The sequence below is a fragment of the Pseudoalteromonas sp. AS84 genome (assembly GCF_038900255.1).
In the GTDB taxonomy this organism is placed as follows: Bacteria; Pseudomonadota; Gammaproteobacteria; order Enterobacterales; family Alteromonadaceae; genus Pseudoalteromonas.
In genome coordinates this window covers 20,859-39,857 of the sequence record NZ_JBBMQY010000007.1, presented here as the reverse complement: position 1 = coordinate 39,857, position 18,999 = coordinate 20,859, and the positions used below count along the sequence as shown (strand labels likewise).

The 18,999-nt window shown below is 38.5% G+C and carries 18 protein-coding genes and 1 tRNA gene; 16 read left to right on the top strand and 3 right to left on the bottom strand.

The genetic code is table 11. The annotated features are described in order from the left end of the window. The first annotated feature begins 8 nt into the window (after window positions 1–8). The 16 genes from ptsP (at window position 9) to WNY79_RS09110 (ending at window position 15,601) form a co-directional block, all read left to right on the top strand. On the top strand, window positions 9–2,273 hold the full coding sequence (gene ptsP, locus WNY79_RS09185; protein ID WP_342875707.1) for a phosphoenolpyruvate--protein phosphotransferase: 2,265 nt from the start codon (window positions 9–11) through the stop codon (window positions 2,271–2,273). Between the two features lie 90 nt (window positions 2,274–2,363). Further along, the gene (locus WNY79_RS09180) at window positions 2,364–3,173 is read left to right on the top strand and encodes a sulfite exporter TauE/SafE family protein (RefSeq protein WP_024598744.1); all 810 of its coding nucleotides are present in this window, start codon (window positions 2,364–2,366) and stop codon (window positions 3,171–3,173) included. A 13-nt stretch (window positions 3,174–3,186) separates the two neighbouring features. Continuing rightward, window positions 3,187–3,990: a prolipoprotein diacylglyceryl transferase gene (lgt, locus tag WNY79_RS09175; protein WP_007583122.1), complete on the top strand. Its 804-nt coding sequence runs from the start codon at window positions 3,187–3,189 to the stop codon at window positions 3,988–3,990. Between the two features lie 10 nt (window positions 3,991–4,000). Next, on the top strand, window positions 4,001–4,852 hold the full coding sequence (locus tag WNY79_RS09170; protein WP_165721034.1) for a thymidylate synthase: 852 nt from the start codon (window positions 4,001–4,003) through the stop codon (window positions 4,850–4,852). A 23-nt stretch (window positions 4,853–4,875) separates the two neighbouring features. Further along, window positions 4,876–5,754 (top strand): UTP--glucose-1-phosphate uridylyltransferase GalU, encoded by an 879-nt coding sequence (gene galU / locus WNY79_RS09165; protein ID WP_342875706.1) that lies wholly within the window; start codon window positions 4,876–4,878, stop codon window positions 5,752–5,754. Between the two features lie 652 nt (window positions 5,755–6,406). Beyond that, window positions 6,407–7,090 carry an SPOR domain-containing protein gene (locus tag WNY79_RS09160; protein WP_342875705.1) on the top strand — a complete coding sequence of 228 codons (684 nt, stop codon included), beginning with the start codon at window positions 6,407–6,409 and terminating at the stop codon, window positions 7,088–7,090. Between the two features lie 161 nt (window positions 7,091–7,251). Then, window positions 7,252–7,806: an SPOR domain-containing protein gene (locus WNY79_RS09155; RefSeq protein WP_342875704.1), complete on the top strand. Its 555-nt coding sequence runs from the start codon at window positions 7,252–7,254 to the stop codon at window positions 7,804–7,806. 115 nt (window positions 7,807–7,921) lie between these two features. Then, the gene (locus WNY79_RS09150; RefSeq protein ID WP_170071817.1) at window positions 7,922–8,524 is read left to right on the top strand and encodes a DUF4402 domain-containing protein; all 603 of its coding nucleotides are present in this window, start codon (window positions 7,922–7,924) and stop codon (window positions 8,522–8,524) included. 54 nt (window positions 8,525–8,578) lie between these two features. Further along, on the top strand, window positions 8,579–9,010 hold the full coding sequence (locus WNY79_RS09145) for a DUF4402 domain-containing protein (protein WP_248280141.1): 432 nt from the start codon (window positions 8,579–8,581) through the stop codon (window positions 9,008–9,010). 9 nt (window positions 9,011–9,019) lie between these two features. Further along, the gene (locus tag WNY79_RS09140; RefSeq protein ID WP_342875703.1) at window positions 9,020–9,850 is read left to right on the top strand and encodes a fimbria/pilus periplasmic chaperone; all 831 of its coding nucleotides are present in this window, start codon (window positions 9,020–9,022) and stop codon (window positions 9,848–9,850) included. Further along, window positions 9,837–12,782 (top strand): hypothetical protein, encoded by a 2,946-nt coding sequence (locus WNY79_RS09135; RefSeq protein ID WP_342875702.1) that lies wholly within the window; start codon window positions 9,837–9,839, stop codon window positions 12,780–12,782. Before WNY79_RS09140 ends, WNY79_RS09135 begins: the two co-directional genes overlap by 14 nt. Next, window positions 12,757–13,422 carry an SPOR domain-containing protein gene (locus tag WNY79_RS09130; protein WP_342875701.1) on the top strand — a complete coding sequence of 222 codons (666 nt, stop codon included), beginning with the start codon at window positions 12,757–12,759 and terminating at the stop codon, window positions 13,420–13,422. Before WNY79_RS09135 ends, WNY79_RS09130 begins: the two co-directional genes overlap by 26 nt. Before the next feature lie 56 nt (window positions 13,423–13,478). Then, window positions 13,479–14,072 carry a FlgO family outer membrane protein gene (locus tag WNY79_RS09125; RefSeq protein ID WP_007583140.1) on the top strand — a complete coding sequence of 198 codons (594 nt, stop codon included), beginning with the start codon at window positions 13,479–13,481 and terminating at the stop codon, window positions 14,070–14,072. A 13-nt stretch (window positions 14,073–14,085) separates the two neighbouring features. Then, on the top strand, window positions 14,086–14,778 hold the full coding sequence (locus WNY79_RS09120) for a FlgO family outer membrane protein (RefSeq protein ID WP_024598733.1): 693 nt from the start codon (window positions 14,086–14,088) through the stop codon (window positions 14,776–14,778). 7 nt (window positions 14,779–14,785) lie between these two features. After that, window positions 14,786–15,454, top strand: coding sequence for a FlgO family outer membrane protein (locus tag WNY79_RS09115; protein ID WP_342875700.1), 669 nt, complete (start codon window positions 14,786–14,788; stop codon window positions 15,452–15,454). A gap of 72 nt (window positions 15,455–15,526) precedes the next feature. Further along, window positions 15,527–15,601 (top strand) — tRNA-Arg (locus WNY79_RS09110). Between the two features lie 77 nt (window positions 15,602–15,678). Here the strand turns inward: WNY79_RS09110 and WNY79_RS09105 are convergent. From WNY79_RS09105 to WNY79_RS09095, 3 genes are all read right to left on the bottom strand, one after another. Then, the gene (locus WNY79_RS09105) at window positions 15,679–16,272 is read right to left on the bottom strand and encodes a DUF4303 domain-containing protein (RefSeq protein ID WP_342875699.1); all 594 of its coding nucleotides are present in this window, start codon (window positions 16,270–16,272) and stop codon (window positions 15,679–15,681) included. Between the two features lie 120 nt (window positions 16,273–16,392). Then, window positions 16,393–17,325, bottom strand: coding sequence for an exopolyphosphatase (locus tag WNY79_RS09100; protein WP_342875698.1), 933 nt, complete (start codon window positions 17,323–17,325; stop codon window positions 16,393–16,395). Window positions 17,326–17,471: 146 nt separating this feature from the next. Beyond that, the gene (locus tag WNY79_RS09095; RefSeq protein WP_024598729.1) at window positions 17,472–18,920 is read right to left on the bottom strand and encodes a dihydrolipoyl dehydrogenase; all 1,449 of its coding nucleotides are present in this window, start codon (window positions 18,918–18,920) and stop codon (window positions 17,472–17,474) included. Window positions 18,921–18,999 lie beyond the last annotated feature (79 nt).

The following is an 18,999-nucleotide window of genomic DNA, read 5'->3' as shown; positions in this document are numbered from 1 at the left end:
AGCAGGACATGCTGGCTACACTGAGATCTATTGCGGAGTCTGTATCGCGACAAGCGAATTTAGACAGTGCATTAGTGTGCTTTGTGCAAATGGTTAAAGATGCCATGAAAACCCAGTGCTGCTCCATTTATTTTGCAGATTACAGCCAAGACAATTTTGTACTTATGGCAACCGAAGGGCTAAACCCCGATGCGGTAGGTAAGTTTAGAATTGGTTTTACCGAAGGTTTAGTTGGCCTAGTAGCGCAACGCGAAGAATCCATTAATATTGCATTTGCTAAATCGCACCCTCGTTTTAAGCTCTCCCCCGAAGTAAATGAAGAAGGCTACAACGCTTTTTTATCAGTGCCCGTTGTTCATCAAAAAAAAGTACTGGGCGTTATTGTTGTCCAACAAAAAATGGCACGTGTATTTAGCCAAGACGAAGAGTCGTTTTTAATAACGCTTTCTGCTCAACTTGCGTCACAGTTAGCGCATGCTGAAATTAAAGAAATACTACGCCAAGATGAGTCATCTCATCAAACGTCTGTTTTAAAAGGTGTATCGAGTGCTCCAGGAATAGGTATAGGACAAGCATTTGTTGTATTACCAAAACTTGATTTTAAATCTATTGAGCTTTTAAAAGACAGTGACGTCACTGAGCAGCGCCGTTTATTTACTCAAGCTGTAGCTGCAACGCGCAAAGAATTTAATACCCTATCGATGACGCTAAGCGACTCGATTCCGCATGAAGCTCTTGCGGTATTTGATGTGTATCAACAACTGCTTGATGCTAAAAGTTTAGGGCATAATGTTGAAATGCAATTACAAGAAGGCTGGTGTGCTAAAAGCGCCCTAAAAATTGTAATAGAGCGTTTAATATCTCAATTTAATGCCATGCAAGACCCTTATATAAAAGAGCGTGCTGTTGACGTTAAAGATATTGGTCTTCGCGTATTACACCATCTTGTAAATACCGAGCACGCTGTTAAAAATTATCCGCCCAACACTATTTTAATTGCTAATACCTTAACACCCGCCATGCTTGCTGAAGTGCCAAAAGGTCACTTAACAGGCGTTGTAAGCGTAAATGGCTCTGCAAATAGCCATGCTTCTATATTAACGCGTGCGATGGGGATCCCTGCCATTTGGGGTATAGAAGATTTACCTCTACTGCAGTTTAATGGCAAACCGATGATTTTAGATGCATTTGCTGGGCGTTTATATATATCGCCTTCACAAATGCTGATGGATGAATACACAGAGTTACAGCATCAAGATAACCTACTTAATAACCGCTTTTTAGCAGAGCAAGACTCAGAATCAATTACGCTTGACGGTGAACACGTTAGCTTATTATTAAACGCAGGCCTTGAGCTTAATACCGAGCAAAGTAGCGCGCATATTTGTGACGGTGTGGGGCTTTATCGGACCGAAGCGTGGTTTATGCAAAAGGGTCAGTTTCCTTCGCAATCAGAGCAAGAAAACTGGTACCGAGAAGTACTAACTAGCTATCATCCTAATCCTGTGGTTATGCGTACATTGGATATTGGGGGCGATAAGGTACTTGATTACTTTAATATTACCGAAGAAAACCCATTTTTAGGTTGGCGTGGTATTCGTATTAGCCTTGATCATCCCGAGTTATTTTTAGATCAACTAAAAGCGATGCTTAAAGCAAATATTGGTTTAGGTAATTTAAAAATAATGCTCCCTATGATCAGTGGCACTGAAGAAGTTGATGAGTCACTTGCGTTATTTGAACAGGCTTATTTTGAATTAAGTGAAAAATACCCAGAGCAAACCATAGAAAGACCCGACATAGGTATAATGCTGGAAGTACCTTCAAGTGTATTTATGCTTCCTGAGTGGTCAAAAAAAGTCGATTTTTGCTCAGTAGGCAGTAACGATTTAACACAGTATTTATTAGCAGTAGACAGAGCTAACGCACGTGTAGCCGAACTTTTTAATCCTTATCACCCAGGTGTACTAAGAGTACTAAATAAAGTGGCGCACGAATGTGAGCAATATGAACTGCCATTTAGTTTGTGTGGTGAACTAGGCGGCGATCCTGAAGGTGCTATTTTGCTTATTGCCATGGGTTACAGACGCCTTAGTATGAACTTATCATCGCTTAATAAAGTAAAGTGGGTACTTAGGCGTTTAAATGTCAGTGATATGGAACAACTATTAAGTGAATGTTTAGCGCAATCTACAGCCAAACAAGTACTACGTTTAACGCGAAGCTTTATGCTAGAGCATAAATTAGGTGATTTGTTTTACACCCCAAAATAAGCTCGTACGCCTAATTAATTGCAATACACAGATGCTATTAGTTTTATAATCCTTTAATATATAAACCTTAAAAAGGTATTTGAGATTACTATGTATGACTTAGGTTTGTTAGTCGCAAGCTGCGCACTACTAGGCTGTATTGTTGGGTTTTTAGCTGGATTACTAGGCATTGGCGGCGGTTTAATTATCGTTCCAGTACTAAGCACTCTGCTACTCTCATTTAATGTAACGTCGGCTGATCATGTATTAGTAATTGCTATTGCAACCTCACTCGCTTCTATTTTATTTACTTCAACGTCTTCAGCGCTGGCTCATCATAAAAATGATAACGTGCCTTGGGCAATTGCACCATGGGTTATGTCGGGTGTGGCTTTAGGCGCACTTGTTAGTGGCTTTGCAGCAAGTTTAATCCCTGAACAAATATTACGTACAGTGTTTGCTATAAGCGTTGTATTTATTGCAGCCAGAATGGTGCTCTCCGCGCGTAATAAACAGATGTCAGAAAAACCGTTGCCGGCAGGTCCTATTTTAGGGGGCGTTTCTGCAATAATGGGCGGATTATCAGGTTTAATAGGGATTGGCGGCGGAGCTTTAATAGTACCTATGCTTAATTATTTTTCGGTTGATATAAAAAAAGCAATTGGCTGTGCGGCAGCGTGCGGAATTGTTATTGCATTATTTGGCTCTATTGGTTACATCAGCGCAGGCTGGCATGTTACCGATTTAGAGCATGGTTTTGCCGGGTTTGTTTACTTACCTGCATTATTTGGGATTGTTATTACCTCGTGGTTTGTTGCGCCTATTGGCGCCAAAGCAACTCACTATTTACCTGTTAATACAATTAAGAAAGTTTTCGCGGTGCTGCTTGTAGTTATCGCAATTAAAATGGTTTTTAGCTAAAGGTTTATTTTTTATGGCACTTGAGTTTCCTCAAATTGATCCAATTATTTTTTCTGTTGGACCGCTAAGCGTACGTTGGTATGGCTTAATGTACTTAATAGGTTTTGCATTTGCGATGTGGTTTGCTAATCGTCAAGCGTCAAAGCCAAATTCGGGTTGGACTAAAGACCAAGTAAGCGATTTACTGTTTTACGGCATGTTAGGGGTAATACTAGGTGGGCGTATTGGCTACGTATTGTTTTACCAGTTTAGTTATTTTATAGAAAACCCACTGTATTTATTTAGGATAGATCAGGGCGGTATGTCGTTCCATGGTGGAACACTTGGCGTTATAACCGCCGTCGCAATTTTTTCGTGGACGCGTAAAAAGTCACTGCTTCAAGTAGGCGACTTTGTTGCACCACTTGTTCCTGTAGGGCTTTTAGCAGGGCGTATTGGTAACTTTATAAACGGTGAGTTATGGGGCCGAGTTACTGACGTGCCATGGGCAATGGTATTTCCAACGGGCGGTCCGCTTGCGCGTCACCCATCGCAATTATACGAAGCATTTTTTGAAGGCTTAGTACTGTTTTTAATCCTGCAATGGTTTATTAAAAAACCACGTCCAGCAGGCAGCGTAGCTGGTGTATTTTTATTAGGTTACGGCGTGTTTAGATTCTGTATTGAATATTTCCGCCAACCCGATGCACAACTCGGTTTATTTGCCGACTTTATTTCAATGGGGCAAATACTTTCACTTCCTATGATAGTGGGTGGTTTAGGTTTATTAATTTGGGCATACAAGCAACCACAACACGTTAAAACAGCTAAGGCATAATAAGAAAAGCATGAAACAATATTTAAAATTATGTCAGCGTATTGTTGACGAAGGTCAGTGGGTCGAAAACAAACGTACAGGTACGCGTTGTTTAACCGTTATTAATGCCGATTTAGAATACGATGTGGCTAATAATAAGTTTCCAATGATCACTACGCGCAAAAGTTACTACAAAGCAGCGATTGCTGAGTTACTAGGATATTTACGCGGGTACGACAGCGCTGAGCAGTTTCGTGAAATTGGCTGTAAAACATGGGATGCCAACGCGAACGATAACAATGCATGGCTTAATAATCCTCACCGTAAAGGTGAGGATGACATGGGACGTGTTTATGGCGTACAAGGCCGTGGTTGGCAACGTCCAGATGGCTCAACGCTTGATCAGCTTTCCAAAGTTATTAATAACTTAAAAAATGGCATTGATGACCGTGGTGAAATAATCACGTTTTATAATCCAGGTGAGTTTGAGCTTGGTTGTTTGCGCCCGTGTATGCATACGCACACTTTCTCCTTACTTGGCGATACGCTATATTTAACCTCATACCAGCGAAGCTGTGATGTACCGCTCGGCCTTAATTTCAATCAAATTCAGTGTTTTGTGTTGCTTGCGTTAGTGGCTCAAATTACCGGCCACAAAGCGGGTAAGGCGTATCATAAAATTGCTAATGCACATATTTACGAAAACCAACTTGAACTGATGCGAGATGTGCAGTTAACGCGTGAGCCATTTGAATCACCTCAGTTAAAAATTAATCCAAAAATTAAATCATTAGAAGACATAGAAACGTGGGTAACACGAGACGACTTTGAAGTAACAGGCTATCAATGCCATGAAGCGATTCAATATCCATTTTCAGTATAATAAAAGATTAAGGAAAACATAAAATGAAAGCAGTGATCCCAGTAGCGGGCCTTGGTACTCGTATGTTACCAGCCACTAAAGCAATTCCTAAAGAAATGCTTCCAGTGGTAGACCGTCCTTTAATTCAATATGTAGTAAACGAAGCCGTTGCTGCAGGAATTAAAGAAATAGTGTTAGTAACGCACTCAAGTAAAAATTCAATCGAAAATCACTTCGATACAAGTTTTGAACTAGAAGCTACTTTAGAAAAGCGTGTTAAGCGGCAACTACTTGCCGAAGTGCAAGCAATCTGCCCTAAAGACGTAACCATTATTCACGTACGCCAAGGTGAAGCAAAAGGCTTAGGCCATGCTATTAGTTGTGCAGCGCCTATTATTGGTAACGAACCGTTTGTAGTTATTTTACCAGATGTAATTATCGACGATGTAGAGAGCGATCTTAAAAAAGATAACTTAGCAGAAATGATCGCTAACTTTGAGAAAAATAAGCACAGCCAAATTATGGTAGAACCAGTACCAATGGCACAAGTGAACCAGTTTGGTGTGGTTGATTTAGGTGATGTTGACTTAAAGCAAGGTGAAAGCTCGCCAATTCTTAATATGGTAGAAAAGCCGCCAGTAGATGAAGCTCCATCAAACTTAGCTGTAGTGGGTCGATACGTATTAAGCGAAAATATCTGGCCGTTACTTGCAAAAACTCCGCAAGGTGCAGGCAATGAAATTCAATTAACTGACGCAATTGCGATGTTAATGGAACACGAAAAAGTAGATGCATACGCTATAAAAGGCCGTAGCCACGATTGTGGAAGTAAAATTGGTTACTTAAAAGCAACGATTGAATTTGCACTTCGTCGCGATGAATTTGCCGATGAATTAAAATCATTTATCAAAGAACTGATTTAATAGTTAACGTAAAACATGAAAGGCGCCTATATCGGCGCCTTTTTTTATGAGTTTTATTAGGGCCTGTTTATCTTTCGAGGTTAAATTTGCAGCAGGCTGTTTGGTATTTAGGCAAGGCAGAGCCTATGTAGTGTGGTTATTCCCCATAAATAGGCGATAACGTAGAATAAATGCCAAACATGCGCTGCCCGAATGGTTCTGCCTAGGGGCAATTTACTCTTTGTTACTCGGTTTTTACTTATTCTTACATGGATGTAAGCCATTAGAATAACGCAGGAGCAGTTATCGAGCCCACTAGGTTACAAACCTCGCGCCGCGATTAAATAGCCCCTAGATTGAACAAATTTTAATCCTGAAAGGTCAACAGGCCCTAGAATTAGAAAGTGAGCCTCTCTAAAAATAAAAATCTTTAAGTCATTACAGACATATTGTTATTTATGTTGTAAAGTTTGTGTTAACTGGCATTGAATTTGTATTAAATAATGCTCTCAAGGAAGGGGTGGAGTATGCAACGATGTGTTTTACAAAACACTGACATGCATGCGAAGAGCTAAGTTTTATAGCTCACAGCTTAAATAAAGTTAAACGCTTTCTTGTGAGAATGTTTAACTGAAATGTAGTGTAAGAACACTGCTTTCAGGACAGCAAATACATGTTTATATATAAAAAAAATAACATTGGGTTTTTACTCAGCTTGCTAATGCTTTTATTTGGCACAGCATGCAGCGTTACGCCTGAAATAAAAACTATCGATGAACAACCTCAAAGTAACTCGCCTGACTACGTATCAATTACAGCCCTTGAACTTGCTCAGCTAAAAGATGCCGCAATGCAGTGGCAACAAGCTCGTGAAGGTATAGAGCGAATTTTAAGATTAGAAAAAGAAATAACTTACCTCGTAAATCATATTGATATTATAAACAGCAAAGCTATTGCGCAGTCTAATCAAGGGTATAGCAGCAAGTCTGTACGTTCGCCACGAAACACACGCAATGTTAAGTCACGCCAACAAGTTAAACAAAACTACAGTAATAAAAAACAAACTGTAAAATTAAATAAGCCTAAGCATGTATTTGCTTTGCAAGTCGCTTCGGTTGACTCAGAGCAAGGTGTGGCTAAAGCATGGCAAGAGCTAAATACTAAAGCAGCACCGTTGTTTAGAGACAAAATATTGACTAACGTAGAAACCGCCAAAATAAACGACAAAATGTTTTACAGGCTGAAACTTGGCTCTTACCAAAATTTTAAAAATGCAAAAGCAGACTGTGCCGTATTCAAGCTGTATAAACTCGATTGCATAGTAAGTAACTACACAGATAAACCTGTAAAGCTTTAACTTAAAGCGTGTAAAGTGGCGCAAAATTTGCTTTGATTTATTATCTTGGTTAGTAGAGTGCTTTTGCAATGCGGTATTTTAAGTCTTGTCATTTAATATCAGTTTTATTCTTATCTTTTTATTTATATGGATGTAGCAGCGCAACTGTAAATAACGAGAGCGTGCAGCATTCTTTAATAACTGATAAACAAGTAAAAGAGTATGTTTTGCAGTGGCGCTTACAGCAAGAAAGCATTGGTCGTTTAACTGCTATGGAAGATGATTTACAGCTATTAATTATGGCGTTATCGTCTCAAAGTGAATTAACTGAAAACCCTCCTTTACTCATGCAAAATAAAACCGATATTACCTATGGTAATCAGCCTTCACAGAATTTGGAACCGACGGCACTAAATAACACTCCCGAAGTAAAAACACCAAACTTACAAAATTCAGAACTCACCTTAACAGATGAAACTAAAATTGGAGCACAGCTTGGTTGGTATTTAAAGCCAGAGCTTGTTAAAGCAAGAGTCGAAAGGCTTAAGCAATTATACCCCAGTGCATTTACTCAATTTAATTTTACTATGTTTGAACGTGAAAATAATAATATGACTTTGTATGGATTACGTGTAGGTCCATTTAAAAACGATGCTCAAGTAAGTGCGTTTTGTTATTTAGCTAATCAGCTTGATCAAGCATGTAATATTGCTGCTTTTGTCGGAAAACCAATATAATTAATAAATTAGGCCTTTTAAACTTATATAGTATTAAAGTATTTGTACTAATAGTCGATACTAACTATAGTTGGGCAAATATTTGATAAAGCCCATTTTCTTATAAGGATTTAGCATGAAGTTTTATTTATCTGCATTAGCTGTAGCCACCGTGGTCAGCTCGTTTAGCACTTATGCTGCTACAGAGTCATTTGAAGCGAAAGTAACAGTACAAAATGCTGTAGTACTCACAAAAGATAACGATTTAAATTTTGGTACTATTCGTGCTATTTCAGATCCATTAGGCGCCGAACAAGCAACGCTGACAGTTAATCCTGATCCAGCTGCGAGCCCTGTTACTTCACAAGATAATCCAACTGGTAACGCTGCGAGTATCTCAATAATTGAAGGTGGTGAAGCGGGTGCTTTTAGTGTGTCAGATGTAGTACCAAACTCTATTTTAACCATTAGCGACCCAGTAAATACTTTAATACTACCCTTAGCTGGCCAAGGCTTAAATGAACCTGATTTTACTGTAGATGCTTGGACTTACTTTATAACGAGCGGAACAAATGCAGGAGCGCTTTATACGCAGGGTACTCCTAACCTACAAGCTGGTGCTGATGGCGCTGTATCATTTAATATAGGCGCGACTCTTTCTACTTCATCAAACGCATCAAGTGTGGATTACCCTGATGGTGAGTATTCTGGTAGCTTTAATATTGAAGTGTCATATTAATTAGTGTTTAAACAAACAATGCGCTTTTTGTATGTTTCTGTTTGGCTTTTGTTAATGTTTAGCGAGCAAGCCTATAGCGCAAGCATACAACAAGAAGCGCTTAATTTTGGCACTTTAGTTATCCCTCAAAATAATACTTTAAGCTCTATCACGATTAACCACGATGGTGAAATAACCACATTTGGTAGTATTTACGTATTAACTGAGGGGAATCCCGCAGAACTTTTATTTACCGATTTACCTCCCCTTACTCAAATATCGTTTAACAAAACGAGTGACTCTACATTGCAAAGTGAAGTACTTGGATCTAATAGTGCCAAGTTTTCGGTAGTATTAGCGGATTTACCAAGAACGCAAGCTAGCGATGAGTTTGGAGAACTTTTACTCAAAGTAGGTGGCCGTCTAATAACGACAGGGACTAGCCAAAGTTACTTAGATGGTCATTTTATTACTGACACCCAATTAGAAATTACGATTGATTACTAAAGGAAAAACATGCTTTATAAAGTTGTAGTGCTGCTCGCACTGAGTGTATGTATTTTAGGAAAAAATGCATACGCAAATTTACTTATCTCTCCAACCCGTATTAGTTTTGATGAACGTCAACGAACCGCTAAAGTTACTGTAATTAATACAGGTGATGAATATCAAACATATCGTGTTTTATGGAGTGAGAAGCAAGCGCAACCAAGCGGTGGCTACATACAGTTGGCAGAGGCTACAAGCGAAAGTTTAAGTTCAATGGCACGTTTGTCACCAAAACAAATGCGTTTAGCACCAGGTGAAAAACAAACAGTAAAAATAGTAATACGTAAACCTAAAGGCCTAGCTTCTGGTGAGTACCGCTCTCATCTTCTATTTCAAGCATTGCCTAGTGAAAATACTAATAAAACAAGCTCAATAAAAGTTAATATGATTATGAGCTACAGCATTCCTATTTTGTTACGTAAAGACATGAAACAGCCAGAAGTTGCCATAGAGCAAGCTAAGCTAGTGCTAAATGAAAGCAATCAACGTCCTCAGTTTTTATTGAATATAAAACGAGAAGGTAAGTTTAGTAGCTACGGTAAATTGAGTGCTTACTTTGTTGATAGCAATAACGATCAAGTTAAAATTGCAGAAATTGGTAATTTAAGTATTTATCCAGAAGTGGATAATGCATTTGTAACCCTTAGTTTATTTAGTGACAAAAATTTAGATAAAGCAGGAAAAGTTATTTTTAAATATGAAGGCAGTCAAGAATATAAAGACCTTACATTTGCACAATACACCCTGCCTTTAACTTCACAATTACTTAATGTTTTAACAGTGAATGACGCGAAATAATTTATTGTATGCACTATTACTAAGCATAAGTAGTTTGCTTAGTAATAGTGTAATAGCTAATCCCAATTCTTCCGTAGGGGATGCTTTAACAACACTACGCGCAATTGAACTAAAGCTAACTAAGCCCGTTGAAGTAATTGATTATAAAAACAAAGAAAATCAGCAACAGCGTATCGCCACAGGCGAGTTATTAATACTTTCGCTTTATTTAAACTCATACTACTTAGGTGAAGTTGCAGCAATTAAAAGCGAGCAAAGTGTACAAGTTAGTTTAAGCGACTTATTTGATATTCTACAATTTGCAATGAATGTTGATGCTAGCAATCGAATTGCTCAAGGTGTTGGAGCAAATCAACAGCCTCTTTCTCTAAATGCAGCGGTTACACCCGCTGTATTTACTAGTCCTACACAGAGCTACTTATTAGCAAAAAATCAAATTACCATTGAAGATGATATTTATGTAGATATTCAAAGTTTACATAATGCTTTAAATCTAGAGTTTAATATTGATTACCCAGATTTAGAATTACTTATAAGCTCAGAGAGCCCCTTACCAGTTGAACAACAAAGATACAGACAGTCGCGCAACCTTAAATCACCTAACAAAAGATCGCCACCTACGCTGCCATGGAAAGCTAGCCCATATAAAGCGCTATCTTCTCCGGTTGCCGACTTACAACTAAATTTTACCGCGAGCGATGATAGACATTCTACGAACTATTCACTTTTAGGCACTCAAGACTTTGCGTATTTATCTGCAGAGTATTTTTTGTCTGGACGAAGTACTGACTTACTTACCAACTCTAGGTTAACGTTTACAAAGCAAAACTTAGACAAAGAAATAAAAAACGGCTTCATGCCTACTGAAATATCTTTTGGTGATGTTATCGCCACGCAAGTTGGTAATAGCTACAGTAGTCAGTATGCCCGTGGTGTTAAAGTTTCTAATAATGTAACCAATAGAAAAATAGTCAATAATCAAATTAACTTAAGCGGTGCTATACAGCCAGGTTGGGATGTAGAGCTGTATCGTAATGAAATATTAATAGACCAGCAGCTTAGCCTCGCAGATGGGCGTTATATTTTTGATAATATAAACCTATTATTCGGAGCTAATAATTTTGAGCTTATTTTTTATGGGCCTCAAGGTCAAGTTGAGCGTAAAAGTGATTATTACTTTGTGGACGGAAATCAACTTAAGCAGGGACAGGGTAACTATGAATTGTCGGTTACTGAACAAGGCAAGCAATTACTAAATAACAATGTTTCAAGCTCGCAGGGGCAGGGTTGGCAAGTTGCGGGTAGATATGAGCAAGGGCTTACAGATAATATATCTGTATACACTGCTGCATCCGGTCAAAAAAACACAGATGACGATCTACTTAAGTATGCATTTGGCACCAACATAAGCTTATTTGACCGATTATTATTAAATGCGAATATTGAAAAAAATAATAATAATGAACAAAAATTTGAATTTACAGCCCGAACTCAAATTGCCGAACAATCACTACTTTTTAGCGCTACAAATCGTACCGACGAACAGCAGCAAGATTTTAATAGCTACCAAATAAATTTAGCTGGTGGGCTAATGAATAATACCTATGGACGCCTTTCTTATCAAAATAACATCCTATATGACGAGAGTGATACTAGAGGGCGTTTTAAGCAAGTACGCAACCAGTTCAACTACTCATACTCAGGGTTTGCACTAAGTAACCAATTGCTGTGGCAACAAGACGATAGCTCTAAGAGTACTTTTGGAACAACACGTTTTCAAAAGCGCTTTGGGAGAACCTACACAAGGTTTGGTATAGATTATAGTATATCGCCAGTAAGTGAGCTTGTTAGTTACGAGGCTGAGTTTAGCCGCAACTTGGGCCGAGATTTACAAGCCGAACTGACTTTAACTGATTCACTTCGTAATAATATTCAATCGGCCGAATTAGGGCTCAATTGGCAAAGCGACAAGTTTAGTTTAACGAGTAACTTAAACTACAACAGTAACGATGATTGGCGGCTCGGTATTTATAGTCGTTTTAGCTTAGGGTTTGATGTTGGACACAATACATATTTTGTCTCTAAGCGCAGCTTAACTAACACGGGTAGCTTAATGTTACGCGTATTTTTAGATCAAAATAATAACGGTATTATGGATGATGATGAGCACGGCGTTGCCGGCGTAAAAGTAAAAGGCGTTCACAATTATCGTCAAGCAATTACAGACGAACACGGCGTTGCGTTATTAACTTCAATGCCAGCAAATCGTACAACAGATATAATACTTGATAGAAATAGTTTTGAAGATCCGTTTCTAATACCAGCTAACGAGGGTTTTTCTATTACACCAAGGGCTGGTTTTGTAGAGTATATGGATTTTGCATTAAATAATGCAAGTGAAGTGGAGGGAGTTGTTTATCAACAAAAAGGTGATACAACACAGATCCAACCCTTTGCAAATATAGCGCTGTTGAATGAAAAAGGGGATCAAGTTGCACAAACTCAAGCAGCATATGATGGCTATTATTTATTTACAGACCTTAAACCGGGGCAGTATAAAGCAGTAATTGATGATGAATATAAACAACGCAAGCAGCTAAAAAACACTCAAAATATAACAGTTAATTTATCGCCTCAAGGAGATGTAGTAATGGGCGTTGATTTAACGTTAAAGGCGCTCAGTGCAACAACTGGAAGCATTGCCAATGCAGGAAGTTTTAGTTCGTTAAATATCTTAAAAATTTATTACCGTTTAATAGCACCACGAATAGAGCAGCAAGAAGCTTTTTATATGCATGATAAAGCTAAAAATAAATTTATTTTAGCCTTAGCGTACGCAACAAGCAGTTCGCCAGAGCTTATCTCTGTATGCGACTCAGTAAAAGCGCAAGGATTAAAGTGTGTTGTTGAAACACATAAAATACTCCATTAAAGGAATTAGGATGAAAAGAGTTCAATATATATTTTTAATCAGTGCAATGTTGCTAAGTTATGGTTGTGCGAATAATAAAGCAATTGATGATAGTGCTACTCAGACCAACATAACTGACGAAAAAAGCTACGTAAAAATAACAAAGCAGGAACTTGAAACTTTAAAAGTGAGCTCCCAGCAGTGGCAAAATATGAAGCCAGAACTTGCACGTTTATTACTTATTGAAGAAGACTTAAGCTTACTAATATCGCAACTCAATACAATTGCAAAAGAAAATGAGCAGAAAAACGCACCCGTAATAAAAGCAGAAATCGTTAATACCAACACAATTAATCGCTCCAATTTACAAGTAACAAAACCAGTTTATCCCAAATTTGCTTTACAAGTGCTTTCAATAACGCAAAAAGAACAACTCTCTTTAGCTTTTAGGCAACTACAGAAAAAGCTTCCTAGCTTACTAGGCGATAATTTTGTGATGAATGTTGAAACAATAAATGTAAAAGGAGTTATGTATAACCGTTTAAAGCTAGGCGCATACATAGACAAAAAAAACGCTATGGCTGACTGTCAAAAATTAAAGAGCCAAAATATAAATTGTTTAGTTAGTTATTACGTAGATCAACCCTTTACCGCACAATAGCTAAGTCGGCATACAAATTGCTTTATCCTTAGTATGTTTTGAAGAGGATGGCAATTATGCGCCTTTTACTGCCTTTATTATTTTTAAATTTAGCTGCTTGTAACTTGGTGCCACCGCCAGAACCAAGTGTTCCTACAGATGCACCTAAAGCGGCTATGGCTCCTTTTACGGTTAATGACTATGTAGTTAATTTAACGTCGCAACTTAACCACCTAAACGGAGCATTAAATGCTAATGCACGTGTTGGCGTTAGTAGCTTCTTTTATGCAGATGCACTAGATACAAAATTGGTGACAGGGCAGGCCTCAGGCTTAAGTCAGCAGATCCAAGAAAGTCTGCTTACACAATTTACTCAACTAGGTTATCACACCGTTGAATACAGACTTGGGAATAACCTCTCTTTATCAGAAAACTCAGACAGTATTTTAAGTCGCGATTTAAGTAAATTACGTAATCGCCAAAATATTGACTTAGTTATCACAGGAACAGTGACTCGCCAGCAGCATGCATACATAGTTAATGCACGGCTTGTGAATATAGAAAATAAACAGGTGCTCTCTGCGGGAAGTACCGAGATCCCAATTAATGTAATGTGGGGCAATGAGAAAATTCAGCAGCGTGACGGACTTTTATACCGAAGCGAATACTAATTTGGAGCACAAAATGAAAAACCTATTAATTACATTATGCTTACCACTGGGCTTTGGTTGCTCTCAAATACTAGGCACAATGAATACAGACACCACCACACCACAAAGTGAGCAAAGCAATCAACTGGTGAGTAATCAACGCGACGTTGCAGCGCCTGTTTCTGACGATAACTTATTTCAGTCAGGAATGGCTCCACAGGATAACTACACAAAAGCAACACCGCCAATGCGCAAAAATATTAACCATTATGTGCGCGGCATAATGCAAGACATGGTTGAAAACTTACAGTACGTAAGTGAACAAACACCGTTAGCTGTTTCGAGTTTTGTTTTTTTAGATGAAGACTACAACGATGGTAGCTTACTAGGGAACCAAATTGCAGAAAGCTTCATGCATGAATTACACAGCTTTGGTGTACCCGTTATTGATTTTAAAACAACTGATTATATGCGTGTTACCTCAACAGGCGACTTTGTATTTAGTCGCGACTATTTAGAGCTAAATCAAGATCAAAACTTTAAATATGTACTAGCCGGTACGCTTGTAAACCATCAAGGTGGTGTACTTGTTAATGCACGTATTGTTGGGCTAGAAAGTAAGGCCGTGGTAGGTTCTGCACAAGGGTTTATTCCACAGTCAGTTGTTGATGCGCTTAATAGTAGCTATCGCACTGATGGCATAATGTTAAAACAAGCAAGCAAGTGAGATAATTATGTATAGTAAATTATTTAACCGCTTTATCGTTTTTTTTGCTTTAGCTAATTTAACTGGTTGTGCCTTTACTCAAAATAATGAAAGTGCTGAAATGAATGCATCTTCAACCACACAAGTAAATTATGACCTAGCAAGCATACTTAAAACAGCCGAGCAAAAATCAACTCAAGATGATGCTAACGGCAATCAATTTACACCACTTCAGCACCATAAAACACTTGCTAACTATGTAGAGCAAATGGCACTTGATTTGGTTGATACGCTTGAGTTTGAAAGTGATACCAACGCCAATATTAATATTGCCGTTACTACCTTGGTCGATCTTGATTCATCGCTTACTAAAAGTAATCAATTAGGTAATCAAATTTCTGAAACGTTAATTCATCAGTTACAAAAGTTTGGTTATGGCGTGGTTGATTTTAAAACCACTCAAACAATAGATGTAAATAGCCGTGGTGATTTTGCTTTTTCGCGCGATATTGAAAAGCTTAGCGAAGATCAAATGGCGAGCCATGTATTAGCGGGTACATTAATTTATCGCAGTGATGCTGTTGTTGTAAATACACGTGTAATTAACGCGCATACAAAAAAAATCGTCGCGAGTAGTCGAAAACTAATCCCAATTTATGTACTAAATAAAGAAGATATATACTTATCAAGCAATTAAGTTCAGTTGTCGCTTGATATAAAAAACCAGATGCCGTTATAATTCACACCTCTAAGCACACAGCTTGTTTGTGGCCTCTTAGTTAAATGGATATAACGGCCCCCTCCTAAGGGGCAGTTGCAAGTTCGATTCTTGCAGGGGCTACCAATTAAATCAATGAGTTATATTTTAACTTCCCTTCCTTATACTTTGTGTATAGCGTATATGTAGTAGTGCTGCACTTTTTAATTAAAGGCGTTTAAAGCTTCTTGCTCACATTTTTCACGCTCTGAAACCATGGCTTCAAAGTCGGCTTGAATTTGTGCTAGAACAGTTGGTGGGTTAAGTCGTTTGATTCTTTTAAATTGAATGCTTTCTTCTTCATCATAGGCGAGTATTGCTAAAGTGATTTTTTCGCGTTCGATACCATTTGAAAATATTCCTTCGGCATCTAATTGTATGAGCACTTTTTCCATTGTCGTAAGCCATTGATGCCAATTATCCATTGCTTCTATATCTGATTGAAACAAATCAATGCTGTCTTCTAGTTTTTGGCACTCTAGAGTTGTTTCATCAAAGTATTCGGAATAATCCTCAAGCATCGGGTAATCCTCAGGGTTCCATTTAGCCATGTAAAAGCTACTTAAATCGTTGTTGTACTCTGCTTCAAATACTTTTTTTAAATCCGATAAGGTATTAAACATTGGCAGTAGTGAGTAGCTACCTGTGTGGTAAAAGCCCATTACATAAAGATCGTTACCGTATTTTTGTATAATGTTTTTAAATGCTTTTTTGGTATCTTGATAAAGTGTTTTTTCGAAGTTTTTAGTATCTAACATGAGTTCATTATTTCTTTTATTATTACAGAAATTTATATGGAAAAGTGAGTGATTAAAACTCACCATACTAAAATAAAATAACCAGAGCTATTATATAACTCTGGTTATTGTAAGTTAATATTAACCATCACTTGTAATTTTATCGATTAACTCACTAAGCACGGCTTCAGCTTTACTTGTTTCTACTTGGCAAGTACCTGCATTTAAATGGCCGCCGCCGCCGTATTTAAGGCACAGTTCGCCAACATTGGTGTTTGAACTGCGGTTAGTTATTGATTTACCTATGGCATACACTACGTTTTGTTTTTTAAGGCCCCACATTTTATGAATCGAGATATTACAGTCGGGGTACATGGCATAAATAACAAATCGGTTTGTGGCGTAAATTGTTTCTTCTTGGGTTAAATCAAGGACGACTAAGTTTTTATGGACGGTAGCGCATTGAGAAATTTGCTCTTTGGCTTTTTCGTTATGCTCGTTATATAAAGCAACACGTTCGGCTACGTCTTCCATTTGTAGGATTTCTTCGATGCTCTGATCTTTACATGCATCAATGAGTTTCATCATTAATTGATAATTTGAAATTTTAAACTCGCGAAAACGGCCAAGGCCTGTTCGCGCATCCATAATAAAGTTCATTAATACCCAGTCGGTCGGGTTTAATATTTCGTCTTTTGAAAACTGAGCAGCATCGCCTTTATCTACCGCGTCCATCATTTCAACAGAAATATTTGGAAGTTTTTCAGCGCCGCCATAATAGTCATAAACTACGCGAGCTGCTGATGGGGCTTCTGGGTCAATAATATGATTTTTTATGTCGCTTGAGTTACGTACGGTTTCGCTAAGATGATGATCAAATGCTATGTGACAGCCTGCAACGTAGGGGAGGTTGGTCGTGATGTCGTTTTCGGTAATGTCTATTTTGCCATCTTGCATGTCTTTTGGATGAACAAACAAAATATCATCAATTAGGTCCAAGTCTTTAAGCAATACGGCACAAACTAAGCCATCAAAATCGCTGCGAGTGACTAGTCTAAATTTATTATTGGGCATAGCTATTCCATCTTTTTTAATTGAATTATCAATTAAGTGTAACAGCTAAAATTTTTTTTGAGAGGTCAGCTTAAAAAAATTATAAAAAAAAGCCAAAACGTTAGTTTTGGCTTTTGCTTAGCAAGTTTGTATGTGTTGTAAATAGGTTATGCGCCTGGGCCACATTCCATACATGAATTTACAATGTCTGGGCCAAATTTAAGTTTGGCATTTAAGTCGCGAAGGGCGGTACGTAACCCTTCTTCAATTACTGGGTGGTAAAATGGCATATCAAGCATTTCTGGTACGGTCATTTTGTTTTGTACAGCCCATGCTAGTAAGTGAGCAATGTGTTCGGCTTGTGGGCCAATAAACTCAGCACCTAAAAATAAGCCTGTGCCTTGCTCCGCATATACACGCATATGACCTTTGTTTTTAAGCATTACTCGGCTTCGGCCTTGATTTTCAAAGCTGACTTCGCCTACTTCAAAACAACCGCATGGGCCTAAACGGTCGGTAATTTGCTTGTAGCTTTCGCCGACCATTGCTATTTGTGGGTCGCTAAATACGGCTGCAATTTTTGCTCTACGTAGACCTATACGTACATCTGGGAAGCGCCCTGCATTTTGACCTGCAATAGCACCTTGGTCAGATGCCTCGTGTAACAATGGGAGCATGTTACTCGCATCGCCTGCTATAAATATGTTTGACTCACCACACTGCATTGTGTGTGTGTCTGCGTGCGGTACGCCGCGCTCATCAAGTTCAATGCCGGTGTTTTCAAGGCCTAGTTTATCTACGTTTGGTACTCGGCCTGTGGCTGCAAGTACGTAGTCAAACTGTTCGGTGTGTTTTTCACCTTGTTTGTCGGTGTAAGTTAGCTGTGCTTTATCGCCAACTTGCATCATGTCAGATACGTTTGAGTCGGTATCTACAAAAAATTCTTCAGCAAAAACAGTATTCGCATAGTCTTTTACAACAGGGTCTGTAAGTGGGCCAATTGCGCCGCCTACACCAAATAGTTTTACATTTACGCCTAGTCGGCTAAGTGCTTGGCCAATTTCAAGGCCTATTACACCAGGGCCAAATACAGCGACTGATTCTGGTAGGTCATCCCAATCAAATACGTCGTCGTTTATAATAAGTTTGTCGCCAAAGTTATTAAATACGCCAGGGTATGAAGGGCGTGAGCCGGTTGCAATTACAAAGCGTTTTGCTGTAATAATTGTATGGTCGTCTATTTGTACGCGGTTTGTGTCTAAAAATTTAGCGTAACCACGAATTTTATCACCCTCTGGTAATTCATCTACGGCTTCTACTACGAATCCTGCAAAACGATCTCGTTCACTTTTAACGCGTGCCATAACTGCTTTGCCATCAATGACAGGCTTTGAGCTATGAACACCAAATGCAGGTGCCATTTCGATTGCGTGTGCGGCTTCGGCGGCTGCAATCAATAACTTGCTTGGCATACAACCAACACGTGCACATGTGGTGCCGTATGGGCCTGATTCGATCATTAATACATTTTGTGTGAACTGTTTAGCATTACGGTAAGCACTTAAACCAGCAGTGCCTGCGCCTATAACAACAACATCGGTTTGCAATTCTTTCATAGTATTTTTTCCTCTAATAAATAGGGGCATAAAAGCCCCTATTTTTTACCTACTTACGTTAGGCATTTAATTTACTTAT

Coding starts and splice junctions, on each gene's coding strand:
- ptsP (WP_342875707.1), top strand. CDS start 9: ATGCTGGCTACACTGAGATCTATTGCGGAGTCTGTATCGCGACAAGCG.
- WNY79_RS09180 (WP_024598744.1), top strand. CDS start 2,364: ATGTATGACTTAGGTTTGTTAGTCGCAAGCTGCGCACTACTAGGCTGT.
- lgt (WP_007583122.1), top strand. CDS start 3,187: ATGGCACTTGAGTTTCCTCAAATTGATCCAATTATTTTTTCTGTTGGA.
- WNY79_RS09170 (WP_165721034.1), top strand. CDS start 4,001: ATGAAACAATATTTAAAATTATGTCAGCGTATTGTTGACGAAGGTCAG.
- galU (WP_342875706.1), top strand. CDS start 4,876: ATGAAAGCAGTGATCCCAGTAGCGGGCCTTGGTACTCGTATGTTACCA.
- WNY79_RS09160 (WP_342875705.1), top strand. CDS start 6,407: ATGTTTATATATAAAAAAAATAACATTGGGTTTTTACTCAGCTTGCTA.
- WNY79_RS09150 (WP_170071817.1), top strand. CDS start 7,922: ATGAAGTTTTATTTATCTGCATTAGCTGTAGCCACCGTGGTCAGCTCG.
- WNY79_RS09145 (WP_248280141.1), top strand. CDS start 8,579: ATGTTTAGCGAGCAAGCCTATAGCGCAAGCATACAACAAGAAGCGCTT.
- WNY79_RS09140 (WP_342875703.1), top strand. CDS start 9,020: ATGCTTTATAAAGTTGTAGTGCTGCTCGCACTGAGTGTATGTATTTTA.
- WNY79_RS09135 (WP_342875702.1), top strand. CDS start 9,837: ATGACGCGAAATAATTTATTGTATGCACTATTACTAAGCATAAGTAGT.
- WNY79_RS09125 (WP_007583140.1), top strand. CDS start 13,479: ATGCGCCTTTTACTGCCTTTATTATTTTTAAATTTAGCTGCTTGTAAC.
- WNY79_RS09120 (WP_024598733.1), top strand. CDS start 14,086: ATGAAAAACCTATTAATTACATTATGCTTACCACTGGGCTTTGGTTGC.
- WNY79_RS09115 (WP_342875700.1), top strand. CDS start 14,786: ATGTATAGTAAATTATTTAACCGCTTTATCGTTTTTTTTGCTTTAGCT.
- WNY79_RS09105 (WP_342875699.1), bottom strand. CDS start 16,272: ATGTTAGATACTAAAAACTTCGAAAAAACACTTTATCAAGATACCAAA.
- WNY79_RS09100 (WP_342875698.1), bottom strand. CDS start 17,325: ATGCCCAATAATAAATTTAGACTAGTCACTCGCAGCGATTTTGATGGC.
- WNY79_RS09095 (WP_024598729.1), bottom strand. CDS start 18,920: ATGAAAGAATTGCAAACCGATGTTGTTGTTATAGGCGCAGGCACTGCT.